This window comes from Hyphomonas sp. TMED31 (assembly GCF_002172815.1).
GTDB classification, from domain to species: Bacteria; Pseudomonadota; Alphaproteobacteria; order Caulobacterales; family Hyphomonadaceae; genus Hyphomonas; species Hyphomonas atlantica.
Window position 1 is genome coordinate 1 of record NZ_NHCK01000079.1, and the last position, 26705, is coordinate 26705.

A 26705-nucleotide genomic window follows, 5' to 3' on the forward strand; every position below is an offset into this window, starting at 1 on the left:
TCTGGGCGGCCTGGGCCGCGACGGCGCGGCTTGTATCCTTGGAACCGAGNANATGGNCGAGAATGGCATTTCCGTCCGNGATAGAGTCTGCCGTNCCGAGCGTTTCNGGCNGGTCGAGATACTGTTCGTGNTGGCCATTTTGCAGCGCGCCGAGCAAGGATTGCAGGCCGCCGGGCTGTTGCACATTGCGCTGAAGACCGCCGGCAATCGCTGGCAACAGTGCCTTGATCGCTGCTTGCGCCATGTCCGGCTGCAGCCCTGTTTGCTGACCCACTTGCTGCACNGCAGCGCCATTATTGGTNTGCGTCAGCATGTCGAAAAGATTGATACCAGCCATTCCCACCTCCATTTGGCTTAACATGGGTTAGGGGTAACAATCGTTTGTTGAACTGAAAATGACCAAGCCGCAAGAAATATCAGTTTGACGTGAATAAGCAGATCAGACCGGGTCGCGGGCGCGGAAGATCTCTTCATCCAGCTCGCCTTCCCATTTCGCCACCGCCGTGGCGACTGTCAGGTCTCCGGTCACATTGGTCACCGTGCGCATCATGTCCAGGATGCGGTCAAACGGGAAGAGAACAGCAATGACAACGACAATCTGTTCCGGCGTCGCGCCGATGACGCTGAGNGTCGTTGCGGCGAGGAACAGGCTGACAGATGGAATGCCTGCCGTGCCGATGGAAACCAGCGTCGCCATCAGNATGATGGTCAGATACATGCCGGCCGTCATGGGCGTGCCCATGGCCTGCGCGGCGAACAGGGCGATGACNCCCTGATAGAGCGCTGTGCCGTCCATATTNATGGTCGCGCCCAGCGGCAGGACCGAGGAGGCAACCGGCTTGNCNATGCCGAGGTTTTCCCGCGCGCAGGAGATCGTCATGGGCAGTGTGGCATTGGAGGATGAAGTCGAGAAGGCCACGGCCTGTGCGTCTACTGCNCCGCGGAANAAGGGGATAAGTGGCAGGCGCAAGCCGCCGCGCACGATCAGGCCATATGTGATCAGAATGTGCAGGATGCAGGCGAGATAATGCGTCAGCGTCAGCTTGCCGAGGAAGACGAGAATATCCAGGCCGCGCTCGCCAAGTACCCAGGCCATCAGGGCGAAAACCCCAAATGGCGCGGTTTCCATGACGATCAGCGTTAGCTTCATGACGGCTTCAGCGGCGCTATTGATGACATTGGCGAGTGGCTTGCCGGCCTCGCCCGTCATCAGGATGCCGATTCCCAGCATGATTGCGAAGAAGATGATTTGCAGCACGTCGCCATTCGTCAGCGCAGCGACCGGATTGGTCGGGATGATGGAGAGCAGTGTGTTCATCAATTGCTCGCCGACGCTGCCCGGCTGCGGGTTGGCATCAAGGCGTGCCTTGGCTTCGGCGATATCGGAGGCCGAGGCGATGGACAGATCAAAACCTGCGCCGGGCTGGATCAGCGTCCCCATGAGGAGGCCGAAACTCACCGCAACGATCGTGGTCCCCATATACATGAGCAGGGCGCGTCCGCCGAGGCTGCCCAGCTTCTTCGGATCCCCCATGGCAAGCACGCCGGACAGGAGCGTCGTGAAGATCAGCGGAACGACCAGCATCTTGATCAGATTGATGAACGCGTCACCGATTGGCTTGGCCCAGGCGGTGACATTGGCGCTGGCGGCTTCGGGGCCGAGGCCATAGCGAAGGCCGAGGCCAACCGCGGCGCCGAGCACGAGCCCCGCGATCACGCGTTTCCAGAGATCAATGCCAAACCACCATTTCATGAGCGCTGCCTCCTGCCCCGATTAGCGCCAGACGGTAGGCCGCGCCGCGTGNGAAAGCAATTGCGGCCCGGCGCATTCCTGCAGCTTGCCAGCCGGATGNCGAAACGCCTATCAGGCTGGGGTGAGTGTGACGCGTCCATCCCTGCCGATCGATGATGTGCTGGCCGAGATCTGTTCCGGCCTCAGCGCGCATTCGCGACTGGTGCTTGCCGCGCCCCCCGGCGCGGGCAAGACCACGCGGGTGCCTCTGGCGCTGGCGGGATTGCTGGATGAAGCGGCGGTGATCGACGGCAAGATCCTCATGCTGGAGCCACGGCGCATCGCCGCGCGAATGGCCGCGCAACAGATGGCGAAGTCTCTTGGCGAGAAACTCGGGCAGTCGGTCGGCCTGACAACGCGTGTGGACCGCAAGGTCTCAGATGCGACGCGGGTGGAGGTCATCACCGATGGCCTGTTTACACGGCGTATTCTGTCAGACCCCGAACTGACCGGAATCGGCGCAGTCATCTTTGACGAGTTTCATGAGCGCAGGCTGAATTCGGATTTGGGACTGTCATTGGCGATGGAAGCNCAGGGCGCGCTTCGGGATGATCTCAAGCTGCTGATCATGTCCGCTACGCTCGATACAGAAAAGGTATCCAGTGTCTTGGGGGCTCCGGTGGTTGAAAGCCAGGGGCGGCAATATCCGGTCGAGACGCGCTATCTGGGNCGGTCGCAGGACCGGATTGAGGACCGGATGGCGTCAGCCGTTCGCAAGGCATTGCGCGAGGAAGAGGGGTCTATCCTCGCTTTCTTGCCGGGCGCGCGCGAAATCCAGCGTACGGCGGAGCAGTTGGAGCGTGTGCCGGACAATGTACGGGTTGCGCCGCTTTTCGGAGCGCTCAGCCCTGCGGAACAGGACGCGGCTGTTTCNCCNGCNCCGGANGGGATGCGGAAAGTGGTGCTCGCGACCGATATCGCCGAAAGCGCGCTGACCATAGAGGGTGTTCGGATCGTGATAGATTCCGGGTTGTCGCGCGTCGCTGAAGATGCCGCTGGGGGGCTTGGCACGCGCCTGTCGACCGTGAAGGCATCCCGCGCGTCAGTTGATCAACGGCGAGGCCGGGCGGGGCGATTGTCGCCGGGGGTATGTTACCGCCTGTGGGACGAGGCGGCGACACGGGGCCTGATGCCTNCGCCTGTGCCGGAGATCTTGAAGAGTGATTTGTCTGGCCTCGTGCTGGCGCTGGCGGAATGGGGCGAGCGGGACGCAACGCGCCTGACCTGGATGGACGCGCCGCCAGCCGGGCGGTTGAAGGCGGCGCAAGCCTTGCTGACGACGTTGGGCGCAATTGATCAGGATGGCGCGCTGACAGCGCTGGGTTCGGAAATGGCGCGGCTGCCCTTGCCGCCTCGGCTGGGGGCACTGGTGGCCGGTGCGCCCACGCCACAGGAACGCGCCTTGGCGGCGGAGATCGCGGCGCTCGCCGGGGAGCGGGGCATGGGTGGCAACTCACCCGATCTGCGCGACCGGTTGGCCGGATTCCGCAGGGATGGCTCGCCAAGGGCGCGCAGCCTGAAGGCGCAGGCGAAGGCTTGGGGGAAGGGGGCTGCGCCCGACGGGAATCTGGCGAGTTTGCTGGCACGCGCCTGGCCGGACCAGATCGCCCGCAAACGCCCCGGAAGCGCGGCTAGCTATCTGATGGCCTCTGGCCGCGCGGCCATGTTGCCGGAGACCGAAGCGCTGGCGAAACAGGAATGGCTGGTGATCGCTGATCTCGGCGGCGCTGCGAAAGAGGCGCGCATCTCATTGGCGGCCCCGATATCTGAGGCAGACGCGCTGGAGATTGGTGGCGTTGTGTCTGAAGACCGGGCGAGCTTTGACCCGAAAACCGGAAAATTCACGGCCAGGAGGGTGAAGGCGCTGGGCGCGATTGTCCTGTCGGAAAGTCCGCTTCCAAAGCCGAGCGCCACTGTGGCCGCGCGGGCCATGCTGGATGCGATCCGCGAAGGGGGCTTTGCCGCAATTGGTGCGGACGATGTGGTGCGCGAGACGCTGGCGCGCATCGCAATGCTGGAGCGCGCAGACTGCATTGCGCCGGTGGCGCTCGATGCGGAGGCCTTAATCGCCAGTGCCGGAGATTGGCTGTTGCCGCTGTTGAAACGCAAGGGCGCGCAGGTGCCGGCTGGGCATGAGGTACGCGAGGCATTGATCGCATCGCTCGACTGGCCGGTTCAGGAGGCGCTGCGCAAGGATGCGCCGCTCAGCCTGTCATTGCCCTCCGGCCAGACGGCGCAAGTCGACTATCTGGATGATCGTGCGCCGCTGGTCTCAGCGCGGGCGCAGGCCTTCTTTGGACTGAGTTTGCATCCGAAACTGGCCGCCGAACGGGTGCCCGTGACCGTGGAAATGCTCTCGCCAGGTATGAAACCTGTGGCCACCACACAGGACCTCGGACGGTTCTGGGGGGCGGGGTATCTGGACATGGCGAAGGACATGCGCGGGCGGTATCCGAAGCATGACTGGCCGGCCGATCCGGCCAATGCCAAGGCCCATGAAGGGCGCACGAAGAAAAGATTGTGAGGAACCGGGCTGCGAAAGTGACGTTTCTATTGGCGTAGTCACCAACGGAGACAGAGATGAAAATCGCCAGCCTGACCCTTATGTCCGCCGCTATGACGGCCCTGGCGGCTCATGCAGACTTGCCAGCGCCGCCGCAGGAGCCGGTCACCTACGACCCGGCCCCGGCCGCCTGTGCAACAGAGGAATTCACGATCTACTTCGAGCGCGGTGTCACCCAGCTTGGGGATCAGGCTGAAGCGGTTCTCGATGCAGTTGCAGCGGATTCCGCCCGGTGTGAGTATTTCCGGATCGAAGTCGCCGGTCATGCCGATGCAACCGGCCCGGAGGACCTGAACGAGAAGGTTTCAGAGGACCGCGCCGAATCCGTCACAGCCGCGCTTGAGGCGCGCGATATCTCAGCGGAGCAGATCGCTATCATGCCGAAAGGCCAGGCGCGTGCTTATGCAGCGAACGGATTGATCGAGCCGTTGAACCGGAAGGCGACCGTGCGTCTGGTGCCAGTGGCCTCGCAATCACGCGACTCTTGATAGGATCAATGCGGGCGGCTCGATGGCGGGTCGCCCCATTCCATGCCCATATTCTTTTTCATCCAGTCTCCGAACGTTGCCGGCTTTTCCAGATTTTTTGGATCAAGCGAACCAAACGCAACCAGTGGTCCGTCACGCCCCTCGAGGCGAACGCCCTTTACGCGCTGGGTGCCGTCGGTCCAGTCGGCATGGGTGGAGGTGTCGAGCAGCAACATGACTTGTTCCCCACCGCGCCCTTCCACATCCCGTCCGAATACGAGCCCGTAGACTTTTTCGCGCCCGAACAGGCCGTGGCTGGAGGCTTGGCGTTTTCCATCAAGCAGAACTTCATCCCACAACAGATTGCGGCGCCATTGGAGGACATGCATCTTGTCGTCCTTGACGATCTTGATATCGACATGGTGCAGCGACAGGCGAACAATTTCAGCGTGCATCGTGGAATCTCCCATTATCGAAAAACGATAATTCCCTGCAGGCGGTCCGTCAAGGCAGATTGAAAGGACAGGGAGATTGAAACCGCATGGGGGATCCAGATTGCGGATGGGTGAAGGCTAATTCCGCCGCGTGCAGATGCAGCCGTGTGGCAATCCTTTCAGCTTCATCGTGGGCGTACAGCTCATCGCCCAGGATCGGGTGACCGAGTTCGGCCATGTGAACGCGAAGCTGGTGGGAGCGCCCGGTGAGAGGGGTCAGGCTCATGCGGCTGGCGACCGCACTGGATTGGGAGATCACGTACCGGGTCTGGCTGGGCTTGCCGATTTCTCGGTCGACTTTCTGCCGGGGTCGGTTTGGCCAGTCAGTGATCAGGGGGAGATCAACGAGGCCATGCTGGGAAGCGGGCCGGCCCCAGACATCTGCGATGTAGGTTTTCTCCACGCGGCCAGCCTCAAACTGGCGCGACAATTCCCTCTGCGCATCTTTTGACCGCGCGAACAGCAATAGACCGCTCGTAGACATGTCCAGGCGGTGGACGGTGAGCGCATCTGGCCAAGCTTTCTGGATGCGGGTTATGGCGCAGTCGGCTTTTTCCGGCCCACGCCCCGGCACAGACAGAAGCCCTGACGGTTTGTCGATGACGATCAGCCAGTCGTCTGCGTGGACAATTTCGGGATCATCCGGGGGAGGGGCGTAATTATGAGCCAAACCAATCCTGTTCTTTCGGAACCAGTCCCACCCAAGCACGTTTGCAGGAGGACGCCTTCTCTCTGGGGGCTGACTGATAAAGGAGTTACGGAAATGAAAAAGCCACTTATTGCAATTTTGTTCGGTCTTGGCGCATTCGGACTGGCCGCGTGTGACACGAATGATGGTCCCGTTGAAGAATTCGGCGAAGAAGTTGATGAAGCCGCTGACGAAGTGGAAGATGAAGCGAACTAATCTTCCTGTCATGCAAAAGCAGAAGCCAGCCTCTCGGGGCTGGCTTTTCTTTTGTTCGACTATACGACCTGATTGACNTAGCTGGNTTGTGCGTCAGGTGTGCCTTCGAGTTCCGCCTTTTGCCGATCGGACACTCTGGCGTTTGCAAAACTCTGGGCGGTCAAGTCGATCACGTCGANGATTTCGCGCGTATCCGGATTAAACAAGGCAATACGGTGGCCAAACCGCACAGTCTGTAGGTGGGATGCCTTAAGGGGGGCTTCCAGTATGATGGGAAATTCTGCGCTCGTCGCCGGGATTTCCACTGGAAGCACACGCCCCGGAACAATGNTATCTTCCAGCGGTGATNTGCTGAGGCATATGCCACGCCGCTTTATNCCGATTTCACAGTCGCGACCCTGAAGCGTGAAGTCCCGATCGTAGATCGAAAAGTCCGCTTCCTGAAAATGGTCGACCGGCTGAACATCGGGTCGGGGCAGCGTAGGCTGGAGCATGACAGCCAATCCGGCTGCGGCTGCAGCGCTCGTGGAAAATAGTGCAGAAACAATGGTTTCAGGGGTCATGNGGTCCATCCGTTTGTATGATGAACCAATGCATTCCGCGCGGCTTGGTTCCGCGCTTTGTGTCAGTCCTGTGGCGGAAGTGTGAGGTGGAATACGGATCCCTCCGGCCCTGTTTCAGCAAGGGTCAGGTCGCCGCCCATGGACTGGGCAAGCTCGCGCGCAATGACGAGGCCAAGGCCTGTTCCGCTCTGACGGGTCGTCGCGGCGAAGGGGGTAAACAAATTTGCCGCGGCTTTTTCCGGNAGGCCCGGACCTGTATCTGTAAAGACGATTGTGCCTGATTCCAGGCTTACAAAAATCCGCGATGGATCAGACCCGGCCGCAGACATGGCTTCGGCGGCGTTGCGGATCAAATTCGCGGCGATGCGGTGTAAATGGTCAGGGTCCGCCAGGACATGTTCCAGCATGTGTACATTGTTGATGAACTCAACAGACGGCCATGCTGCCAGCGCTTCATCGGCAGCTTCGTCGAGCGCCTGCTTGAGATCAATCTGTTCAGGTTCGGCGGGCTGAGGCATGGCCTTGCCATAATCCAACGTATCGGTGGCGAGTGTGATGGCGCGGGTCAGGGCGCGCTCAAGCCTTGGGGCAGCCTTTTGTACACGGACATCCTCAGACCGGGCGAGAGAATCGGAAACNAGNTGGGCCGATGCCAGCGAGTTGCGCAAATCATGNTTGATCTTCGCAACCGCCGTGCCGAGTTCTGCCAGATGAGAGCGCTGACGGAAACTGTCGGCNACCGCGCTTTCCATGTCGGCCAACGCGTTCTGGGCGCGGCCGATTTCGTCGCGGCGTTTGGTATGCGGCAGGCGCCGTGTCCACGATCCGGGATCCATTCGGAATTGCTCNACGCTCAATGTGACGCGCTGCATNGGGCGAACGACGAGCAGGTGCAGCAGGACGTAGATGATGGTCGCCGCNGCAAACGCGATGAGCAGTGACAGGCCNGCGATACGGCTGGCGNANGATTGCAGCTCAGCTTTCATCGGCGCCTGCGGCAGCAGGACTTCGATGATACGATCCTCTTCTGTGCCCTNGGCTGTAACGACAAGAATGCGGTCATCTGGCGCGAAAAATGCGCCGAACATGTTGGCCACCCGGTCCATTGGTCCGGCCTCGCGCATGTCGAGTGCGTGAAATTCACCATTGAGCGGCATTTGTGGGGGAAGCAGCTGGAACCGCATCTCATCGTCCATGTCCAGCTCGGCCACACCCCAGACTTCGGCATGATCCAGCAGCCGAGCCGACAATTCTTCTGAGACCGAACGCCNCGGTGAGGCTTCAAGGGCGAGGGATGCTATCCGGGCCGCTTCGATCCGTTCGGTCAGCCAGTCATTGCGCTGGCCCGTTGCGCTCGGCACGAAGATGAAGGCTTCCACCACCAGTATGGCGAGAATTGTGAGGCCGAACAGACGAAATGAGAGACTGTCGAACCAGCGCGCCCCGGCGCGGGTTCTGGTGGCGTCCGGAAAGGTCAGGTCGGCAGCGTCTTTCACACTGCCTGACCTAGCCTACGGAATACGCTGGAGCAAGCTGACGAGCAGCCTTGCGCTCTTGCCGAACACCACGTCGGCATAGTGCGCGTTGGCGGCGCGCTTTACGCCCTCGGCGCGGGTCGGGTAGGGCGAGATGAAATTCGTCAGATCCTTTACACCAAGCCCGTTCGACATGGCGACCGAGACGAGTTGGATAAGGTCGCCGGCATCCTTGCCGACAATGGACGCACCAAGCAGTTTGCCCTTGCGTACAATCAGCTTCACTTCGCCTTCGGTGTTTGCCTCCGCTATGGCGCGGTCGCTTTCCTCGAATTTGAAGCTCGGCGCCGAGATGTCGTCGCCATGNTTCTCGCGGGCTTCGGCTTCCGTCATGCCGAGTTGAGCAACTTCCGGGGACGTGTAGGTGACGGCTGGTACGGGCAGGCTGTCTGCCTTGGTGCCCTGTTTGAAGAAGGCGCGGCGCGTAAAGACGGAGGCGTGCCAACCGGCGATATGTGTGAATTGCTCACGCCCTGCGGCATCGCCCAGTGCCCAGACGCGCTTGTTCGATTTAGAGCGCAGATTATCGCCTACAATGATGCCCTTGCGGTCATGATCTACATTGCCGGCTTCGAGATCCATGCCGTCGAATACGGTCTGGCGACCTACCGCAACAAGCAGATGGGAGCCTTCNAGCGTCCAGGCTTCACCGCCTTTCGGCTCGGTCAGGACACGGATCGCCTCCCCGTCCTGTTCAATCTTGGTGGCTTTGTAGCCTTCCAGGATCGTGACACCTTCGTCGCGTAGCGCTTCGATGGCGATTTCGGCATGATCGCGGTCCGCCCGGCCCAGCGCCTTGCCCATTTCAACGACCGTGACTTTTGCGCCAAGGCGCGTGAATGCCTGCGCCATTTCCATGCCGATGGGGCCGCCGCCCANAATGATCAGATGCTTNGGCATTTCAGGAATGCTGAAGATCGTTTCATTCGTCAGATAGGGGACGGTTGCCAGCCCCTCGATAGGCGGAATGAAGGCGCGTGAGCCTGTGGCGATGATGATACGNCGAGCCTTGACCCGGGTGGTTGGGGAAATGATCGTGTCCGGACCGGCGAATTTGGCATGTTCACGGATGACCGTACAGCCGAGGCCTTCAAATCGTTCCTGGCTGTCTACCGGGGCAATCGTCGCGATGGAGGCGTTGACGTGTTGTTTGACCTTGTCCCAGTGGATCCGGGGAGGCGTCGTCTCGATGCCGAACTTGCCGGCATCGCGAATCTCTGCGGCGGCCTTTGCCGCGCTGAGCAGCGCTTTCGACGGCACGCAGCCTGTGTTGAGGCAATCTCCGCCCATTTCACCTTTTTCGTAGAGCACGACAGACAGGCCCAGCTGAGCGGCGCCTGCGGCGGCGGATAGTCCGGCAGAGCCAGCGCCGATCACGACAAGGTCGGCGGTCATCTCTCTCATTGGCGCGGTGCCGGCCGCGTGTGGGGCAGGGGAAGTGGCGATCTTGTCTGGGTCGGCGGAGCCGCCAAGNGGGGCGCGGGCATTCTGGTCAGCGAGATCTGTCATCAGGCGGCCTCTTCAATCTGGTTGGCTTTCTTTGGAAAGAATTTCTTCCATGCCACCGGCAACAGGGAAACGACCCCAAGCGCGATGGCGGCGGGCAGCAGGTTCTGGAAGACCGATGCGAGATCGGGATCTTCCCCCTTCGCAAATGTCGCGCCCAGGCCCGCACCTACCCATGTATACGCAACAACGCCCGGAACGATCCCAAGCGCGGTGGTAATGGCATAGTCGCGATATTTCGCNCCGAGGATGGCNGGCAGGATGTTGGCGACGGGAAANGGCATCGCGGGNATGAAGCGCATNGCAAACATGTATGCCATCGGACTGTTCTGGAACTCGNTGCGGACCTTCTCCGCATAGCCGCTCGCAATCTTGCGCATGAACCCGCCAAGAGANGTNTTCGCGGCGAGGAAAAGCAGGCTNGCGCCAANCGTTGCGCCAATGACCGTGGCCAGAGTGCCGCCNGCAAGACCGAACAGGAAGCCACCTGTGATCGTGATCCACAATGCGCCTGGAAGCATGAAGACCGTGCTGGCGGTGTAGATTCCGATATAGGCGGCGATNGCGAGGATCAGATTGTCCTCGACAAAAGCGCGAAGCGCNGCCTGTTGCNGGCGCAGGGTCTCAAGCGACAGATAGTCGAACAGGCCGAATGCCCAGGCTGCGACGAGGCCGCCGGCAATCAGGTAGAGCGGCCANAGGCGGAGCCAGATCGGCTTTGATTTTGTGTCAGCTGCGTCAGTCATTGGGCGGGGTCCGTCCGGGTGTCATTGAGCGACCAGTCATACTCATAGCCGCGAATTTTGGGATTAGTGCGAATTTTTTCTGCAAGGGCGGGTTCGGCGTATTCAAGCAGGTGATTGATAACGCCACCTTTCGATCCGCCGAAATCAGCCTGAAACCATTTGTAAATCGAAGACACCGTCAGGCCACGGGAAGACACGCTGACGCCGCGTGGATGATTGACATAGGCCCGCGCGGCCGCATCCAGATCTTCATCAAGTGTGTCTGCTATCCACGCACGAATTGGCAGGTTCGGGCAGCCATAGGACGCGCAATTGATGGCATAATGTACCCGAGGGTCCTTGAAGCGTGGACGCAGAATGTCGTGCTCAATCGCGTCGAGGGAGACGTCATCGCCGCCCACCGAAACGGAAACCTTTTTCCAGGGGCCGCCAAAAACATAACCATCCCGGATCGAGTCCAGCGGATAGCGCTCAAGAATGTGCCGGACCGTGACGGCGTTGTAGAGGTTGGCCCAGGCCGCGAATTCTGCGTCACCAGTGGTGGAAAGGTCCCGGGTTTCGAAACCGGCGATATAGGCATCCAGCGCGGCGCGATCCGCTTCGTTGCCTGCCAGAGTCTCATAGTCCACGCGATTCACGCCATCTGCGCTCTCTGTCACATAGGTCTCAAGCAATCGCGTCCAGTCCTCGTCTGACTGAGCCAGGGCTGGCTGCATGAGAAGTGCCGCAAGGGCGATGCTGGCAAGAATTCGGGGCAGGNATAGAAATTTGGGCATGACGCATCTGGTATGTGGCTGGACTATGGAGACCACCACATAGGCCAAGGGCTCCCGGAAATCCCGTCACGTCTGCGTGCGCTGCGCTGACAGGCGCGTGAGCCTGGCGTCAGTGNCTGCCCGCTGTNACNTCACCGTCAAGCTCCATCCAGTCGCGGAANGGCAGGTTNTAAGCCATGTCCATGACTTCGAATCCGATCCCGTTTGGCTTGCGGGAGCTGGAGTTCCAGAGAATGACCACGCCCGTGTCGCGTTCCGGGTCGAACAGGATGTAGGAGCGATAGCCCTCCACCGCGCCGCGATGGCCAACAACGCGGTAGCCGGGCNCTCCATATTTGTAGACCCGCCAGCCNAGCGCATAACGTGCGTCNCGTACCGTCCCGCTATAGCGCCNNGACATGCTGGATTGTTCTCGACTGGTATAGATGCGGGGCGCCTGAAGCATGTCCAGGGCGGAGTCGCTGAGCACTTCCGGCAAAAGGCCCATATGCGCGCGGGCGTAGAGCGCGAGGTCACGGATCGAGCCATTCACGCCGCCCGCCGCAGGGACGCGATAGTAATCGTCATTCACGATCTTCTTGTCGGGAGGGCCCAGATCGCGGCTGCGTTTCGAATGCGGTTTAGCCCAAGAGGGGGCGCTTTCCAGTCCGGCGCGGCCAATACTTGCCGTGACCATGCCGATTGGTTTGAAGACGGATGCCTCCACGGCGTCTGCATAGCGCGATTGGGTCACGTCTTCGATGACTTCGGCAATGCTGTCATAGGCGACATTCTGATATGTGTGGCAGTCTCCAACCGGACAGATGGATTTCAGGGACCGGAGACTGGTGCGAATGTCGGCGGCCTCCCAGCCATCCTCAAGGCGCGTGTCATAGGCGTTTGGCAGAATGCCCAGCCGGTGAGACAGCACGTCTTCAAGCGTTGCCTTCGCCTCTCCGCCATTCGGCAGGCGCAGGGTGGTCGCGAATTTGGAGACAGGGTCAGTAATGTTCAGGCGAGCCTGGCTTGCCAAGATGGCGACTTCGGTGGCGGCCACGCCTTTGGAGAGGGACGCCCAGCGGAACACGGTTTCGTCCGTCACGGGGGGGCCGCCCGCTTCGGTGACGCCATACCCCTTGGAGAATGCGATCTCGCCTTGATCAATCACGGCAACGGACAGGCCAACAATATCCTGATCGTCTGCCAGCCTGGAGAGGCGTGCATCAAGGCGCTCATAATCAATCGATTGAGCTGTTGCCGGGGCCGAGAAGGCCAGAATCGCGCTCAGGCTGGCAAGAACGATATGTGGAAACCGCATGATACCTCTGAAATATCTGCACCCCGCCACCTTTGGGAGAGTTCCCAAGACTCAAGGCTGATGTAAAGTGCCCCAGACCGGTTGAAGCGGATTTAATGCGAAACTGGCTGAGGCTGCGGCTTGACTTCAGGGCTGTGCTGCCTGTATTGGCCCCTCTTTCCGAGATACTTAGCTTTTAGAGCAGACCCATGAAACGCACATTCCAGCCCAGCAATCTTCGCCGCAAACGCACTCACGGCTTCCGCGAGCGTATGTCGACCAAGAATGGCCGCAAGGTGCTGGCACGTCGCCGCGCCAAGGGCCGCAAGTCGCTGACCGCTTAAGACGGCCGGCCAGGGACCGCTTGATTGCAGGCGGCAGAGGCCATGACCCGCGAGACACACGAGTCTGAATTTGAGGTCGTACGCATGCGCGTGCGGCCTCAATTCGTTTATGTGCGTCACGGCAAGACCGAGCGGCGCAAATCCCTTCTGGTGCAGGCCAGACGGCGCAAGGGCGCGGACAGTGACGCGCATATGGGCGAAGGCTTTACCGCGACCAAGAAGATCGGAAATGCCGTCATTCGTAACCGCTGCAAACGGCGCCTGCGCGAAGCGGCGCGTGTTCTCTTGCCGCAGCATGGCAAACCGGGCTGGGATTATGTCTTCATTGCCCGTAAAGACACCGCTGACATTGCGTGGCCGCGTTTGCTTGACGATATGGAAAGCGCGCTGATAAGCCTCGCCGCTGATTAACCCAGATGCCGCCGCTTCCGGCGTGCTGACCAGACTTGCCGGGATCCCGCCAGATGGAAAAAGAAGACCAGCGCAATTTCCTGATCGCCATGGTCGCAATGATTGCGTTTGTGTTTGCGTATCAGGCCTTCATCATGAAGCCTGCGCAGGAAGAGTTCGAAGCCAATCAGGCCGTCCGCGAAGCCGAACAGCAAACCGGTCCGGTCGTGTCTTCCGACGCCCCGGCGATTGCCGAGATCAAACCGGTTCAGGAAGCTCTGGAAGATGACGTCCGCGTGCCATTTGATGCCGCGTCTGTGGATGGGTCGATTCGGCTGGCTGGCTCACGCATCGACGATCTCAGCCTCAAGAAGCACTATTTGACCGTCGAGAAGGAACAGGAAGTTCGCCTGTTTCGCCCGGAGAATTCCGAATTCGGCTATTTCGCAACCTGGTACTGGGCCGACGGCTCGAAACTGGTGGCTGGCCGCAACTCGAACTGGACGCAGGTGGGAGAAGGGCAGCTGACGCCCGGCAATCCGCTCACCCTGCGCCTCGAGTCTGAAGGCCTGGTAATTGATCGCGAGATCTCTGTTGATGAAGACTATTTGTTCACCTTCACTGACACGGTGACGAACAATTCCGGAGAGCCCCGCGAAGTGCGCGCCATCGGCTCGATTGAGCGTCATGGCGACTACAAGCAATTCCTCGAAACCACAGATCCTGGCTCATCCTCCAAAGGCGGGCTCGCGCATATGGGCCTCATGGGTGTGGTCGATAACGAGCTGCGCCTGAAAAAGTACAAGCCATTGTTCCAGTTGAAGGACATCAAGGGNGAAACCAGCGAGGGCACGTTCCCGTCCAGCCAGGGCGGNTGGTGGGGCCTGTCAGACATGTACTGGCTGGGCGCCCTGGTGCCGCAACAGGACGCGTTCTTTGCCGGNCTNGTNGACAAGCGGAAACTGTCACGTGGCGGGCCGCTCGAAGTGCGCACAGAGTCTGCGCCGATCACACTGGCGGCGGGTGAAAGCCAGACCGTATCCAACAGCCTGTACGCTGGCGCCAAGCGGTTTGACGTACTGCAGCACTACCAGAATGATCTGGGCATTCCGCGCATGGTCGATGCCATTGACTGGGGCTGGGCCTTCTTCCTGACCAAGCCCTTCTTCTACGCGCTGGAATGGCTGTCCGGCATCGTGGGCTCGTTTGGCTGGGCGATCCTGGCCTTCACGGTTTTGGTGAAGTTGCCGCTCGTGCCGCTCTACAATCAGAGCTACAAATCGATGGCAAAGATGAAGAAGCTGCAGGAGCCGATGCAGGAGATCCGGGAACGCTTCAAGGCCGACCCGCAACGCCAGCAGCAAGAGATCATGAAGCTTTACAAGCAGGAGGGCGCGAACCCGGTGGGGGGCTGTCTACCGATCCTGTTCACGATCCCGATCTTCTACGCGCTCTACAAGACACTTTATGTCACCATCGAAATGCGCCACGCATCCTTCGGATTCCTGCGTGACCTGTCTGCGCCGGATCCGACGGCCATCGGCAATTTGTTTGGCCTGATCCCGTTCTGGTCGGCAGCGGACATCAAATCCATCCCGATCCTCGGCATTATCATTGGCATCGGTATTCTGCCGATCCTGTATGGTGTGACCATGGCAGCGATCCAGACGCTGAGCCCGCCGCCACCGGACCCCACCCAGCGCCGTATCATCCAGGCGATGCCGCTGGTCTTCATGTTCGTATTCGGCGGTTTTGCGGCAGGTCTCGTCATGTACTGGGTGTGGTCGAACCTGCTGTCCTTTGCACAGCAATATTTCATCATGCGCCGGAATGGCGTCGAGACCGAGATCGGCAAGTTCGTGAAACGGCTGTTCGGCGGCAAGGCAAAAGCGACGGATTAAGCCGATGGATATGGATGGTGGCTTCAGTGAAGAGGCGCTCGAAGCTGGCCGTGTCCTGTTTGCCGGCCCTGTCGAGTTCGTCAAAGGCGTGGTGGACCTGAAAGGTCTTCCGCCTGCAGACCGTGCCGAAGTGTGCTTCGCGGGCCGGTCGAATGTCGGCAAATCATCGCTCATCAACGCGCTGACAAATCGTGCAAAACTGGCGCGGTCGTCCGCAGAGCCCGGACGCACGCGAGAGCTGAACTATTTCGATCTTGGCGAAGGACGCGTGTACCTCGTCGACCTGCCGGGCTTTGGCTATGCCAAGGTCAGCCGAACCCAGGCTGAGGGCTGGATGCGCCTGACGCGTTCCTATCTGCGCGGGCGGCCCTCGCTGCGACGTGTCTTCCTGCTGGTCGATTCTCGCCGCGGCCTGATGGATACGGACGAAGAGGTCATGAACATGCTCGACAAGTCGGCTGTGACCTATCAGATCGTGCTGACGAAAGTCGACAAGATCAAGAAGTCTGAAGTGGATGCGCTGGTCGACAAGATTTCCACCAAGCTCAAGAAGCGCGGCGCGGCCCATCCTGTCGTGCGCCAGACCTCGTCTGAAAAGGGGTGGGGGATTCCTGAACTGAGAGCCGAAATAACCGGGCTGGAATAAGGGGTCGTCTCTGGGTAAAGAGTTGCCGTGATCTGCAACTGGAGGTTCTCCCGCATGGCCATTCAAATTTGCGAAGATGATGTCTCCAGCGACGAGATGTTGGCGCTTCTCCAGGCGCACGCCGATCTGATGCTTTCTCAATCGCCGCCCGGGAGTTGCCATTTCCTGCCCGCTGAAGGCTTGCGCGTGCCCGAAGTGACAGTCTGGTCGATGTGGGAGGATGAGACGCTTGTCGGCTGTGGCGCGCTGAAGGCGCTGCCGGATGGGGCAGGCGAAGTGAAGTCCATGCACACTCGTTCTGACATGCGGGGGAAGGGGTATGGGCGCCAGATGCTGGAGTTCATTCTCAGCGAAGCGGCGCGGCGCAATTACTCAGCGCTCTATCTGGAAACCGGCTCGATGGACGGCTTCATTCCTGCCCGCAAACTCTATGAAGTTTATGGCTTCGACTATTGCCCCCCTTTTGGCGGCTACACGCTGGATCCGAACAGCGTCTACATGCATCGGGCGCTCTAGGATTCGCATTTGTCCTGTCGGCAAACCCGCGCTAAAGGGGCGCCCATGACAGACCAGATTTCAGACGCACAATTCACCGCCCGCACGCTTTCCGAAGCGCTGCCCTATATCCAGCGTTACGCCGGCAAGACAATTGTCGTGAAGTATGGCGGCCACGCCATGGTGGACGAGCGCCTGTCGGCGATCTTTGCGCGGGATGTGGTCTTGCTGAAGACGCTCGGCATCAATGTTGTCATCGTGCATGGCGGCGGCCCGCAGATCGGCAAGCTGCTAGATCGTCTCGGCATCGTGTCGGAGTTCAAGGGTGGTTTGCGCGTGACTGACGAAGCGACGATGGAAGTCGTCGAGATGGTCCTGTCCGGTCCGATCAATAAATCCATCGTGCGGGCCATCAATCAGGCTGGCGGCAAGGCGGTTGGCCTGTCCGGCTCGGATGGTAACCTGATCCAGGCGGAAAAGGCCCAGAAGACCGAACGCGATCCGGACAGTCACATTGAGCAGGTCCTCGATCTCGGTTTCGTGGGCGAGCCAAGCGCAGTGGACACAAGCGTACTGGATGCCTTGCTCAAGTCCAACTCACAACTCATTCCCGTGGTCGCGCCAGTCGGCGTGGGTAAAGACGGGCATCGCTATAATGTGAATGCGGACACGTCCGCGGGTGCGCTTGCGGCGGCCCTCGGGGCGAGCCGCCTGTTCCTGCTGACGGACGTGGCTGGTGTTCTGGACAAGAACAAGAATTTGATGCGCGAGATTGCGGTGGACGCGATTCCGGACCTCATCGCGGATGGCACAGCTGCAGGTGGCATGATTCCGAAGCTTGAAACGGCGGCCCAATCCGTAAAACATGGAGTTGGGGCGGCAGTAATCCTCGATGGGCGTGCACCACACGCCCTGCTCATGGAGCTATTTACCGAACATGGTGCAGGTACGCTCATTTCTTAAATGTCTCGGCCTCGTCGCAGCGGCGGCGGGGGTCCCTGTGATGGCGCAGGCCCAGAATGCCTCCGGCGATGGCTGGAAGCTCTGCAATGAAACCAGCTACATCATCGAAACGGCCGTTGGCCGCCCTGTTGGCGGGTCAATTACGGTTGATGGCTGGACGAAGTTGCAGCCTGGATCCTGTCAGATTGCCGTCAAGGCGCCACTCGATCCGAAATTTCACTATGTTTACGGACGTACCTCCACAGCCCATCGCGGCGGTTTGCGCGAATGGGGCGGCGGCCGAGATCTGTGCGTAGACCCAACGGGCAGCTTCTCGCTGGAAAGCCCGCCGAACTGCACGGCGATGGGGCTGGAAGAGCGCGGGTTTCGGTCTGTGGAGATCAAGAGCCGCTCACGCTGGACCACGACGTTTACAGAGATCGAGAATTATTCGCCAGATATGGCACAGGCCGCAGGCATCCAGCGCCTGCTTGAAGAGGCCGGGGTTCTGTCCGGCGCTATTGATGGCCGTATCGGCTACAAAACGCGCACGGCCATCGCGAAATTCCTGGAAGAGAACAATCTTCCCGAATCCACATCTGATGCCGATCTGATCGACTTTCTGGAGCAGGTGGCGAAGGAGAATGGCCGGAATGTCGGATTTACCTTGTGCAATCGCACAGACAAACGGATCTGGAGCGCTATTGGCCGTCGCGGCACGGAAGGTTGGGAGAGCCGTGGGTGGTGGATGCTTGAGGCCGGCGGTTGCGCGCGCGTGATCGACAAGGCGCTGCGCGGAACTGAGCATTACGTCTATGGCGAGATGGAAGACGGCACGAAGATCCGCACGCTTTCGAAGGCGTCTGATGCGTTTTGCGTCGGCCGGGCGAAATTTGCCATTGTCGGCCGAGATGACTGCGAAGCCTCTGCTTATCGGACAGCGCTTTTCCAAGCGGCGAATGAGCCGGTCGATCAACGTCTCGTATTCGAATTCTTTGAGCGGGACTTCGCCAAGGCGGGCGATCAATGACCTCCAGCAAGGCGGGTATTCATCTCGCGCCATTTGGCCAGTTCGGTCACGTCGCCGATTGGGTGTTTGATCTCGACAACACGCTTTATCCGGCAGAGTGCGACCTGTTCGCCGAGATCGATACGCGCATGACTGAGTTTGTATCCCGAACTTTGGATTTGCATCCGGTTGAAGCCCGCAAGGTCCAGAAAGAATACTACGCCACTTATGGTACGACACTTTCCGGGCTCATGAAGGTGCATCAGATAGATCCAGCGGACTTTCTCCACCATGTGCACGATATCGATCTCTCACCGTTGCCAGATCTGCCGGCGTTGAGGCAGGCCATCCGCGCGCTGCCAGGGCGCAAGTTTGTCTATACGAACGGCTCTCGCCGCCATGCTGAGCGCGTGGTGGACAGGATGCGGCTTGGTGATCTGTTCGATGGCAGTTTCGGGATCGAAGATGCGGACTATACACCAAAGCCTCATCTGGATTCCTACAATCGGTTCTGCGCAATGCATGATGTGGCGCCGGGCAAGGCAATTTTTTTCGAAGATCTCGCCCGAAACTTGCTGCCAGCCAAGGATATGGGGTTCACCACAGTGCTGGTGCATTCGGAGAAAGACTGGAGCCACGAGCCGGTTGAGGCCCGCCCGGCAAACCTGCAGGATCTGTTGGGGGATGACGGGCCCGACCACATAGACTATGTGACGGGCGACCTTGCCGCCTTTCTTGAGGCGGCGCTTGAAACTTTGCCGAACAATTCTCCCGGAGACCAAGATGACTGAAGCCCTTGCCAATGCGATTGAACAGGCGTGGGAAAACCGCGACACGCTGACAACCGAGACCAAGGGCGAAGTTCGTGAAGCTGTCGAAGCGGCAATCGAGCTGCTTGATTCCGGCGAAGCGCGCGTGGCCAGCCCCAATGGTGATGGCACCTGGCAGGTTCACCAATGGCTGAAGAAGGCTGTTCTTCTGTCTTTCCGCCTGAACGCAAATGGCATGATTTCCGGCGTGCCGGGTGGCGGAAACTGGTGGGACAAGGTGCCGTCGAAGTTTCAGGGCTGGGGCTCGTCTGAATTTGAGGCCGCCGGGTTCCGGGCGGTGCCGCCTGCCGCCGTGCGCCGCGGCGCCTACATCGCGAAGAACGCCGTTCTGATGCCATCCTACGTCAATATCGGCGCGTATGTGGGCGAAGGCACGATGATCGACACATGGGCCTCGGTAGGCTCGTGCGCCCAAGTCGGGGCGAACTGCCACATTTCCGCCGGCACAGGTATCGGCGGTGTGTTGGAGCCGCTTCAGGCCAATCCGACCATCATTGAAGACAATTGTTTCATCGGTGCACGCTCCGAAGTGGTTGAGGGCGTGGTCGTTGGGGAAGGCTCGGTCATCGCAATGGGCGTGTTTATCACCCAGTCGACGAAGATCGTGGATCGCAAGACCGGCGAGATCACCTATGGCAAGGTGCCGCCTTACTCCGTGGTCGTTCCAGGCACGTTGCCAGACAAGAATGGCGGACCGAGCCTGGCCTGCGCTGTGATCGTAAAGACGGTTGATGCGCAGACGCGCTCCAAGACCGGCGTCAACGAATTGCTGCGGGACTAGCCTTCGGTATGTTGAACCGTGCCGTGGCGGCATGGTTTGACTTGAGGGCAACATCGCTCTCTCCTGTCTTTACACAATAAGACGACAGGGGAGGGCCTGATGGCCAAGGCATTGAAACAACACAAGGCAGTGGGCGAGGACTATCTCGCCACGGTCAAACCGAAACTTCGTGCGTCGCACGCGTTTCCGTTCCCGGCCAGCGCAGTATGGGCTGCGTTGCTGGATGCTGATGCGTGGACGGAATGGTTGCCGATCACGAAAGTTATCTGGACCAGCCCTGAGCCATTCGGCGTCGGCACAACGCGCACCGTTGAAATTGGTGACCAGCGCGTTGAGGAAGTCTTCTTTGCGTGGGAAGACGGCATGCGCATGGCGTTCTATTTTGACAAGTCCACATTGCCGGTCTCGGCGGCAATTGAGGACTACCGTGTCGTGGCGACTGACAGCGGGTGCGAGCTGCATTGGGCTGGCAAGGCGAGCGCGCCATTGGTGCTCGGTGGACTGGTTTCAGGCCAACTGGCAAAGGGTATTCGCGAGGGACTGCCGAAGCTCGAGGCACTGATCCGGGATAACCCCTCCCGGTTTGGACTTTAGCCGGCCTCCTTCTTCAGGATCAGCCAGCGATAGATGCCGATGCAATTGATCACGGTCAGGACGAGGTTCTGATAGAGCAGTGGCGGTTCGTTTTCTGCAACGCCGATTGCGACCCAAGCCGTTGAAGAGACCGCGAAGATCACAAAGGCGGTGCCGGTGATCTTCCGTCCCAGATCTGCTGAGATCATGATGGCGGCACAGATTCCTGTGCCCATGGCAATCCATTCAAGCATTTCGAGCATGGTCAATCTCTCCAGCCTTTTATGAAATCTGTATCCGGCTGGAGAGGAAATGTCGGAAACCTCTAGAAGTTCCGCTCGAAGGGCTTTAGTCGAACACCACGACTTGTCGGGCGACAGTGCCCTTGTTGTCTTTCAAATTCTGCAATGCGCCCGTAATGCCTTCCAGGCCGATACGATCCGAGACCAGATCATCCAGGTGAAGCTTGCCTTGCTTGTAAAGCTCAATGAGGCGTGGGAAATCCACACGGAACCTGTTGGAGCCCATGATGGCACCTTGTAGCCGCTTCTCCGTAGCGAGCAATTCGATCCCCGGAATCTCGATATTCACGCCGGGTGTGATCATGCCGATGACGGTGGCCACGCCGCGCGGACGCAACATGTGATATGCCTGTTCCGCCGTCTGTTTCAGGCCGACGCACTCAAAGGAATAATGGACACCGCCATTCGTCAGCTCCTTGACGGCTTCGATCGCATTCACCTTGCCGGGATTGACCGTGTCCGTTGCGCCAAAGCGTACCGCCATCTGGAGTTTCTCATCGGAAAGATCGACCGCGACGATGCGGCTGGCCCCGGCAATCGCTGCACCATTGACCGCCGCAAGTCCGACGCCGCCGCACCCCAGCACAGCGACTGTTGATCCGGGTTCAACCTTGGCCGAGTGGAAAACGGAGCCGACACCGGTGATGACACCGCAGCCAATCAGGCAGGCCTTGTCCATCGGCATATCCCTGTCTACGGCGCACAGCGCGTTTTCATGAACAAGGATCTGCTCTGCAAAAGAGGAAAGGTTCAGGAACTGGCCGACTTTTTCGCCCTTGATGGACAAGCGCGGCGCTTCGGTGGGTTGGCGCTGGAAATGATCCCGGTTCACCGTATGGCAGACTGACATATGCCCCGTCAGGCAGTACTCGCACGTTCCGCAAAACGGCGACAGGATCGAGATAACGTGGTCGCCCGGCTTCACCGCAGATACCATTGAGCCAACTTCTTCAACCACGCCCGCGCTTTCATGGCCCAGAATGACCGGTAGTTCAGCCGGGAAGTTGCCGTCCCAGAAATGTACGTCTGAATGGCAGACGCCAACCGCCTTCAGTCTAACCAGCACTTCGCGCGGGCCGGGCTTGGAAATGGTAACATCTTCGATGGATAGCGGCGCATTGGGCGCGCGCATGACGGCAGCCTTCATGGGTTTTCCTCCTCTGTCCGGTCTCAGCGCTCTTTTTTGGCGCAGATGACCAGCGATGGAGAAGTTTCACCCAGAATGCGCGGCCTGAACAGGCCCGACGCGACGGCAGTCTATTCTGTCGGGGCTGACACGAGACCGGAAGCGCGGCCCATGACATGGAAGATTTCGTTCTGTTCCATTACGCCAGAAACGAGTTCCGATCCGGGGCCAGTCGCGAAGATGGCAACATCATCGCCGCCATGTGTTTCAGACGCCATGAACACAAGCGAAGGCTGCTGGAAGTTCTTTTCGGTCGTATCAATGTCGGACAGGTCTTCGCGTACACAATCCTGTTCGCCGGAAACGAGGCGACAAGCTGTCATCCCGCTGGCGTAGGACAAGGTCGTATACGGTTTGCCGTCTTGCGCATCCATGGGCGCATTGTCGAGCCCACTGACGACCTTGCCGAGGATCGGGTTTCCGCGTTTTGGGTAACCTGAAATAGTCATCGTGTGAGAGTGATCTGCCGTCACGATGATCAGCGTTTCGTCCGCATTCGTCATCTCGAGTGCAGCGGCAACGGCCTGGTCCATTTCATCGGTTTCATCCAGGGCCCGGATCGCGCTGACGCCATGATGGCCGTGATCAATCCGACCGCCTTCCACCATCAACATATAGCCTTCATCATTGCGGGACAGGCGCGTGATCGCCGCTTTGGTCAGGTCGACGAGCGACGGCTCGCCCGCTGGATCATCGGCGCGGTCGATCGCGAACTTCATGTGAGAAGGTTCAAACAGGCCAAGCACTTTGGCGTCGCTTGCGAAGTCGATCGCATCGAACCCTGCCTTGTCAGTAATGTACACGTGGTCATCGGACTTGGCCGTCCACTCTGCAGTGAGGTCCCGGCCATCTTCGCGATTACCTGACCAGTCCGCGTTTTCCACATCGGCCTGATCGACGGTGGTGAAGCTTCCGCGTCCGCCGGCCATGGCCACTTCAAAGCCGTCGCCTTCCGGCCATTCGATCAATTGACGGGCAATGTCCTTGCACGCGCTCGCGTCGCCGCCTTTCAGGTCCGCATCATTCTCCCAGTCGCGGCTTGGCGATTTGGCGAAGGTTGAGGCGGGGGTCGCGTGGGTCAGGCGCGCGGTTGAAACCAGTCCGGTTGCAAGACCAGCGCGTTCTGCCAGCTCAAACAGGGTGTCGGTTGTATTGCCTTCCACGCTGGCGCAATTGTTGAAGCGTGTGTCCTGCAGAACGCCCAGCATACGGGAATTCGTTTTGGCGCCCGTCACCATTGCCGTTGCAGTAGAGGCGGAATCGGCCACCTGGAAATCATGGCTGTAAGTCTTTGACAAGGCCATGAAAGGCAGGGTTTCCATGGTCAGTCGATAGGATTCGCCATCAAGCCCGCGCTTCTGACCGGCATAAATGCGCGCAGCCGTGATGGTCGGAATGCTCATACCATCGCCAACAAACAGGATGACGTTCTTGGCTGGTTTGACACCGCGTTGCTGGATACGCGCGTCCACTGCTTCAGCGGCGGACTGATAGTAGGAGTCTCCGGACTGAATTGGGGTGGCTGCTTCGCGCGTGATTGTCGGCGTGGAAGTGCTGTCGGTTCCGGCGCTATCGGATGAGGCTGAACAACCGGCAATTGCCAGAGCGACGATAGAAACAAGGGGAAGGGCGGTGCGGCGCATGGGGCAGTCTCCGGAAGAACAGGTTTGCGTCGGCCTTAGACGCATTTCGTGACATTTATGCTGCAATCAGTCGACTGGCTGCGGTTTGTGCCCGCTTTGCGCAAGCCACACAGCAAACAGGATAAGCGCGCTGCCAGCGGCCTGAATGCTGGTGAGAGGTTCATTGAATAATTGCCATGAGACAGCGGCAGCGACGACAGGCTGGATCAGGATGAGGACCCCTGCGACCGATGTTGGTGTGATGCCCAGGCCGGTGATGATCAGGCCCTGTCCGATGACATGAATCCCGACCCCCAGAATGAAGGGGGCGAGAAAGCCCGAGATATGCGCGGGCAGGAAGTCTTCCCGGAAGGTCATCACCATCATGCCGGCGACGATGATTTCCACGCAGGTCAGCCAGAAGACGGCGTCGATGCCACTCATCGTTCGACGTGCGAGTTTGGACGCCAGCAAGTAGCCGGAAACGAGGACTGCCGCAGCAAGGGAGAGCAGGTCGCCTCGGATATTGCCGCTGCCGCCCCCTGCCGCGCCGAGAGAAAGCGCGGCAGCGCCTGCCATCGCGAGGATAACGGCGATGAACCAGACGGGTGTTGGGCGCTCCTTCAGGAAGAACCATGCTGCGAATCCGACACCGACATTTCCGAGATTCACGATGAAGGTGGCATTCGATACGCTGGTTAGGGTGAGGCCCCAGTGCCAGAGGCCGATATCCAGTGCGAAGCACGTGCCTCCAATGACAATGAACATGTTCGGCTTGCTGGGCAGGCGTTTCTGGATGCCGAGAACCAGAAGGAACAGAACAGGTGCAGCGAACACGTACCGCCAAAAGGCAATCGCTTGAGGCCCAAGATCATCAAGGCCGAGGCGCAAGCCGATCGGCGCGAAACCAATTGCGATTCCGCCGCACAGCATCATCAGGGGTCCGACCCAGTGACGCGCGGCCGGCGCGGGAATAGGAGTGTCTGTCATGCGGAGAAGCCTGTCATGGCGCGAATGTCTTGCGGCGTCTTGCCGTGTTCACGCCATTCACGCAATCCCCGGTCTCCGGAGCGTTTGGACAATTTCTTGTCATCCGGACCCATAATAAGCGGGTGAAACCGGTAGAGAGGCTGGGGCCAGTCCATAAGCGCCTGAAGCAAGGCGTGTATTGCTGTCATCTCCCGAATGTCCTCTCCGCGGATGACATGCGTGATGCCTTGAAGCGCGTCATCATGACAGCAGGCAAGGTGATAGCTGGTCGGTGTGTCCTTGCGGGCCAGTACGACGTCGCCAAAAGGTGAGGGGTCTGCAGCGACTTCAGTCGTGCCTGTGTCGCTGAATGTCGTGTAGCTGAGCGCCTTGTAGCGCGAACCAAGCCAATCTTGGGCCGCAGTGAGGGACAATCGCCAGGCGTAGGCGCGCCCCCTTTCAATCAACTCCTGTTCTTCGGCAGGTGGCAGGGGCTTTCCTGTATATCCAGCGATATCGGGGCTCGCGCCTGCAGGCAGGGCGGCTGCAATCTCCCGCCGGGTCTTGAAGCAGCGATAGACGAGGCCGCGAGACCGAAGAGATTCCAGCGCGCCTTCATACTCTGCAAAATGGTCCGACTGTCGTCGTACTTCGCCGTCCCAGTCGAGATCCAGCCAGTTCAGGTCTTCGAGAATGGAGGCCTCGTATTCCGGCTTGCAGCGCGTCAGGTCGATGTCTTCGATCCTCAACAACACTTTGCCACCATATCTGCGGGCTGTATCCCAGACGTGAAAAGCCGACAGGGCGTGGCCAAGGTGAAGATGGCCGGTCGGCGAGGGTGCAAACCGCGTTACAAATCTCTCTGCGCCCATTCGGTCCCCTGAAATCAACTCGCCCAGAACACGATCTAACCATCCTCGAAGCCGCCTGAACAGCGTTTGCCTGTTGCCAGTGCGGGGTTGGGCTCGTATCGCACACATATACCGGAGGTCTGCCCGAATGCCCGTGAATGACTGGTTCACAAACGCTGAGCGCTGGTTCGAAGCGAACGTCGTTGGCGCGCCAGAGCTCGCCACGTTCGGGTTCGGCATGCTGGGTGTGTTGGTTTTGGCATTGCTTGCGGTGGCGTTCAGCCTTGTCCGGTCCCTGCTGAAGTCATTGCGCAATGAGGCAGGTGCACGCGCCGCGCGCAACGACAAATCTCCGGGCTATCGAATTCTTGTGGCGCGCCCGACGGGGCAGCGCGCAGGCCGTGCCTGGAAGTGGCTGTTGTCGTCTCTTGAGTCTCACGTGCCGGAGTTCAGTTTTGGCGCGCCACTGAAAGTTTTCCGCACAGGCAGCATTCGCGGCGGTGTTGAGACCCGCGCGGTGCAGCGCGCTCGCCGCCGTTTGCAGACGGCGGACGCCGACATGCTGGTCTGGGCGGACCGGACCGGCCGAAAGGAAGATGGTTTCGTCGTGCACGGCCTTAGCCGCGGCGGAGGTCTGACGCCGGCTGAGGCGCGCCTCTTTACGCTGACATTGCCGGGCCGCATGTCCGATCTGGAGGGGCAGATGCAGCGCGTGGCAGCCTATTTCCTCGCCCGCGAGCTGCAGCCAGCGCTGGCGAACCCACAATCATTCCGACCGGAAAAGATGAAAACGCTGTCCAACGCGCTTTCTGATATTCTGGAGGATACCCCGGCGCTACCCCTGCCGCTGCGCAGCCGGATTGAGGCGGATTTCTGCGCGTCTCTTGTGCATATCGCCGAACAGTCAGGGGATATCGAGGCCCTGGAACAGGTTATCATGCTGCGTCGGATCCATCTCGACGACATCAAGAACGATCAAGACGCCTCACGGGCAGTGCAGGCGCACATGGATCTGGGACGTGCCTTGTTGGCCAAAGCGACGAAGCAGTTTGATCGCAAGACTGTCGAAGCTGCGATTGGTCACCTGTCAAAGGTGATTGAGGCGCTTCAGGCTGACCCGACCATCAAGCGCGCGCAGGCCGCGTCTGACGCCATGTACAAGGCTCAGAACCTGATCGAGACGCCCAAGCGCTTTGCGGAAAACTTCGGGGCGAGGGGGCGCCCCCGCCAATCGGGTGGCGA

The 26705-nt window shown here is 59.8% G+C and carries 28 protein-coding genes; 14 read left to right on the forward strand and 14 right to left on the reverse strand.

The window, feature by feature from the left end; translation table 11 throughout:
- Both CBB91_RS11805 and CBB91_RS11810 read right to left on the reverse strand, forming a co-directional pair.
- A partial coding sequence (locus CBB91_RS11805; RefSeq protein ID WP_273014182.1) for a DUF937 domain-containing protein occupies window positions 1–337 on the reverse strand: 337 nt, incomplete at its 3' end.
- A 102-nt stretch (window positions 338–439) separates the two neighbouring features.
- Complete coding sequence (locus CBB91_RS11810; protein ID WP_273014183.1) at window positions 440–1753, reverse strand: dicarboxylate/amino acid:cation symporter; 1314 nt, start codon at window positions 1751–1753, stop codon at window positions 440–442.
- Between the two features lie 121 nt (window positions 1754–1874).
- Between CBB91_RS11810 and hrpB the strand changes: the two genes are divergently transcribed.
- Window positions 1875–4316, forward strand: a complete 2442-nt coding sequence (hrpB, locus tag CBB91_RS11815; RefSeq protein ID WP_273014184.1) for an ATP-dependent helicase HrpB — start codon at window positions 1875–1877, stop codon at window positions 4314–4316.
- Window positions 4317–4372: 56 nt separating this feature from the next.
- Complete coding sequence (locus CBB91_RS11820) at window positions 4373–4843, forward strand: OmpA family protein (RefSeq protein ID WP_273014185.1); 471 nt, start codon at window positions 4373–4375, stop codon at window positions 4841–4843.
- A gap of 5 nt (window positions 4844–4848) precedes the next feature.
- Here CBB91_RS11820 and CBB91_RS11825 read toward each other — a convergent pair whose 3' ends face one another.
- Both CBB91_RS11825 and CBB91_RS11830 read right to left on the reverse strand, forming a co-directional pair.
- Window positions 4849–5277, reverse strand: coding sequence for a hypothetical protein (locus CBB91_RS11825; protein ID WP_035549387.1), 429 nt, complete (start codon window positions 5275–5277; stop codon window positions 4849–4851).
- Window positions 5278–5326: 49 nt separating this feature from the next.
- Complete coding sequence (locus tag CBB91_RS11830) at window positions 5327–5986, reverse strand: pseudouridine synthase (RefSeq protein ID WP_273014187.1); 660 nt, start codon at window positions 5984–5986, stop codon at window positions 5327–5329.
- Between the two features lie 93 nt (window positions 5987–6079).
- Here CBB91_RS11830 and CBB91_RS11835 point away from each other — a divergent pair, with 93 nt between their 5' ends.
- A complete protein-coding gene (locus CBB91_RS11835; protein WP_164473910.1) occupies window positions 6080–6220 on the forward strand; it encodes a hypothetical protein in 141 nt (46 codons plus the stop codon).
- 625 nt (window positions 6221–6845) lie between these two features.
- Here the strand turns inward: CBB91_RS11835 and CBB91_RS11840 are convergent.
- The 5 genes from CBB91_RS11840 to CBB91_RS11860 form a co-directional block, all read right to left on the reverse strand.
- Entirely contained in the window at window positions 6846–8279 is a 1434-nt protein-coding gene (locus CBB91_RS11840) for a HAMP domain-containing sensor histidine kinase (protein ID WP_273014188.1), read from the reverse strand.
- A gap of 15 nt (window positions 8280–8294) precedes the next feature.
- The gene (locus CBB91_RS11845; RefSeq protein ID WP_273014189.1) at window positions 8295–9827 is read right to left on the reverse strand and encodes an FAD-dependent oxidoreductase; all 1533 of its coding nucleotides are present in this window, start codon (window positions 9825–9827) and stop codon (window positions 8295–8297) included.
- Window positions 9827–10570, reverse strand: a complete 744-nt coding sequence (locus CBB91_RS11850; RefSeq protein ID WP_273014190.1) for a VTT domain-containing protein — start codon at window positions 10568–10570, stop codon at window positions 9827–9829. The genes CBB91_RS11845 and CBB91_RS11850 overlap by 1 nt, the downstream gene beginning before the upstream one ends.
- Entirely contained in the window at window positions 10567–11346 is a 780-nt protein-coding gene (locus CBB91_RS11855) for a DUF547 domain-containing protein (protein ID WP_345906862.1), read from the reverse strand. The genes CBB91_RS11850 and CBB91_RS11855 overlap by 4 nt, the downstream gene beginning before the upstream one ends.
- 109 nt (window positions 11347–11455) lie before the next feature.
- Window positions 11456–12643: a serine hydrolase domain-containing protein gene (locus tag CBB91_RS11860; RefSeq protein WP_273014192.1), complete on the reverse strand. Its 1188-nt coding sequence runs from the start codon at window positions 12641–12643 to the stop codon at window positions 11456–11458.
- Window positions 12644–12831: 188 nt separating this feature from the next.
- On the opposite strand from CBB91_RS11860, the gene rpmH reads away from it, so the two are divergent.
- From rpmH to CBB91_RS11910, 10 genes are all read left to right on the forward strand, one after another.
- Window positions 12832–12966: a 50S ribosomal protein L34 gene (gene rpmH, locus CBB91_RS11865; protein WP_035549294.1), complete on the forward strand. Its 135-nt coding sequence runs from the start codon at window positions 12832–12834 to the stop codon at window positions 12964–12966.
- 42 nt (window positions 12967–13008) lie between these two features.
- Entirely contained in the window at window positions 13009–13377 is a 369-nt protein-coding gene (gene rnpA / locus CBB91_RS11870) for a ribonuclease P protein component (RefSeq protein WP_035549291.1), read from the forward strand.
- Between the two features lie 53 nt (window positions 13378–13430).
- Window positions 13431–15257, forward strand: coding sequence for a membrane protein insertase YidC (gene yidC / locus CBB91_RS11875; RefSeq protein ID WP_273014193.1), 1827 nt, complete (start codon window positions 13431–13433; stop codon window positions 15255–15257).
- Between the two features lie 4 nt (window positions 15258–15261).
- Window positions 15262–15903, forward strand: a complete 642-nt coding sequence (gene yihA / locus CBB91_RS11880) for a ribosome biogenesis GTP-binding protein YihA/YsxC (RefSeq protein ID WP_273014194.1) — start codon at window positions 15262–15264, stop codon at window positions 15901–15903.
- Window positions 15904–15957: 54 nt separating this feature from the next.
- Window positions 15958–16419: a GNAT family N-acetyltransferase gene (locus tag CBB91_RS11885; protein WP_273014195.1), complete on the forward strand. Its 462-nt coding sequence runs from the start codon at window positions 15958–15960 to the stop codon at window positions 16417–16419.
- Window positions 16420–16464: 45 nt separating this feature from the next.
- Window positions 16465–17361: an acetylglutamate kinase gene (argB, locus tag CBB91_RS11890; protein ID WP_035549285.1), complete on the forward strand. Its 897-nt coding sequence runs from the start codon at window positions 16465–16467 to the stop codon at window positions 17359–17361.
- Between the two features lie 40 nt (window positions 17362–17401).
- Window positions 17402–18370 (forward strand): DUF1036 domain-containing protein, encoded by a 969-nt coding sequence (locus tag CBB91_RS11895; protein WP_241764146.1) that lies wholly within the window; start codon window positions 17402–17404, stop codon window positions 18368–18370.
- Window positions 18367–19140: a pyrimidine 5'-nucleotidase gene (locus tag CBB91_RS11900; RefSeq protein WP_051602511.1), complete on the forward strand. Its 774-nt coding sequence runs from the start codon at window positions 18367–18369 to the stop codon at window positions 19138–19140. Before CBB91_RS11895 ends, CBB91_RS11900 begins: the two co-directional genes overlap by 4 nt.
- Window positions 19133–19960 carry a 2,3,4,5-tetrahydropyridine-2,6-dicarboxylate N-succinyltransferase gene (gene dapD, locus CBB91_RS11905; RefSeq protein ID WP_035549280.1) on the forward strand — a complete coding sequence of 276 codons (828 nt, stop codon included), beginning with the start codon at window positions 19133–19135 and terminating at the stop codon, window positions 19958–19960. Before CBB91_RS11900 ends, dapD begins: the two co-directional genes overlap by 8 nt.
- Before the next feature lie 99 nt (window positions 19961–20059).
- A complete protein-coding gene (locus CBB91_RS11910) occupies window positions 20060–20554 on the forward strand; it encodes an SRPBCC family protein (protein WP_272983221.1) in 495 nt (164 codons plus the stop codon).
- On the opposite strand, the gene CBB91_RS11915 is transcribed toward CBB91_RS11910, so the two are convergent.
- From CBB91_RS11915 to gluQRS, 5 genes are all read right to left on the reverse strand, one after another.
- Window positions 20551–20796 (reverse strand): hypothetical protein, encoded by a 246-nt coding sequence (locus CBB91_RS11915; protein ID WP_051602510.1) that lies wholly within the window; start codon window positions 20794–20796, stop codon window positions 20551–20553. The genes CBB91_RS11910 and CBB91_RS11915 overlap by 4 nt on opposite strands.
- 85 nt (window positions 20797–20881) lie before the next feature.
- Window positions 20882–21982, reverse strand: coding sequence for a Zn-dependent alcohol dehydrogenase (locus CBB91_RS11920; protein WP_035549274.1), 1101 nt, complete (start codon window positions 21980–21982; stop codon window positions 20882–20884).
- Window positions 21983–22092: 110 nt separating this feature from the next.
- Window positions 22093–23664, reverse strand: a complete 1572-nt coding sequence (locus CBB91_RS11925; protein WP_273014196.1) for an alkaline phosphatase — start codon at window positions 23662–23664, stop codon at window positions 22093–22095.
- 66 nt (window positions 23665–23730) lie between these two features.
- Window positions 23731–24633 (reverse strand): DMT family transporter, encoded by a 903-nt coding sequence (locus tag CBB91_RS11930; protein ID WP_273012634.1) that lies wholly within the window; start codon window positions 24631–24633, stop codon window positions 23731–23733.
- Window positions 24630–25484 carry a tRNA glutamyl-Q(34) synthetase GluQRS gene (gene gluQRS / locus CBB91_RS11935; protein WP_273012632.1) on the reverse strand — a complete coding sequence of 285 codons (855 nt, stop codon included), beginning with the start codon at window positions 25482–25484 and terminating at the stop codon, window positions 24630–24632. The genes CBB91_RS11930 and gluQRS overlap by 4 nt, the downstream gene beginning before the upstream one ends.
- 127 nt (window positions 25485–25611) lie before the next feature.
- Between gluQRS and CBB91_RS11940 the strand changes: the two genes are divergently transcribed.
- A partial coding sequence (locus CBB91_RS11940) for a hypothetical protein (RefSeq protein WP_345906863.1) occupies window positions 25612–26705 on the forward strand: 1094 nt, incomplete at its 3' end.

Coding starts and splice junctions, on each gene's coding strand:
- CBB91_RS11820 (WP_273014185.1), top strand. CDS start 4,373: ATGAAAATCGCCAGCCTGACCCTTATGTCCGCCGCTATGACGGCCCTG.
- CBB91_RS11825 (WP_035549387.1), bottom strand. CDS start 5,277: ATGCACGCTGAAATTGTTCGCCTGTCGCTGCACCATGTCGATATCAAG.
- CBB91_RS11835 (WP_164473910.1), top strand. CDS start 6,080: ATGAAAAAGCCACTTATTGCAATTTTGTTCGGTCTTGGCGCATTCGGA.
- rpmH (WP_035549294.1), top strand. CDS start 12,832: ATGAAACGCACATTCCAGCCCAGCAATCTTCGCCGCAAACGCACTCAC.
- rnpA (WP_035549291.1), top strand. CDS start 13,009: ATGACCCGCGAGACACACGAGTCTGAATTTGAGGTCGTACGCATGCGC.
- yihA (WP_273014194.1), top strand. CDS start 15,262: ATGGATATGGATGGTGGCTTCAGTGAAGAGGCGCTCGAAGCTGGCCGT.
- CBB91_RS11885 (WP_273014195.1), top strand. CDS start 15,958: ATGGCCATTCAAATTTGCGAAGATGATGTCTCCAGCGACGAGATGTTG.
- argB (WP_035549285.1), top strand. CDS start 16,465: ATGACAGACCAGATTTCAGACGCACAATTCACCGCCCGCACGCTTTCC.
- CBB91_RS11895 (WP_241764146.1), top strand. CDS start 17,402: ATGGCGCAGGCCCAGAATGCCTCCGGCGATGGCTGGAAGCTCTGCAAT.
- CBB91_RS11900 (WP_051602511.1), top strand. CDS start 18,367: ATGACCTCCAGCAAGGCGGGTATTCATCTCGCGCCATTTGGCCAGTTC.
- dapD (WP_035549280.1), top strand. CDS start 19,133: ATGACTGAAGCCCTTGCCAATGCGATTGAACAGGCGTGGGAAAACCGC.
- CBB91_RS11910 (WP_272983221.1), top strand. CDS start 20,060: ATGGCCAAGGCATTGAAACAACACAAGGCAGTGGGCGAGGACTATCTC.
- CBB91_RS11915 (WP_051602510.1), bottom strand. CDS start 20,796: ATGCTCGAAATGCTTGAATGGATTGCCATGGGCACAGGAATCTGTGCC.
- CBB91_RS11920 (WP_035549274.1), bottom strand. CDS start 21,982: ATGAAGGCTGCCGTCATGCGCGCGCCCAATGCGCCGCTATCCATCGAA.
- CBB91_RS11925 (WP_273014196.1), bottom strand. CDS start 23,664: ATGCGCCGCACCGCCCTTCCCCTTGTTTCTATCGTCGCTCTGGCAATT.
- CBB91_RS11930 (WP_273012634.1), bottom strand. CDS start 24,633: ATGACAGACACTCCTATTCCCGCGCCGGCCGCGCGTCACTGGGTCGGA.
- gluQRS (WP_273012632.1), bottom strand. CDS start 25,484: ATGGGCGCAGAGAGATTTGTAACGCGGTTTGCACCCTCGCCGACCGGC.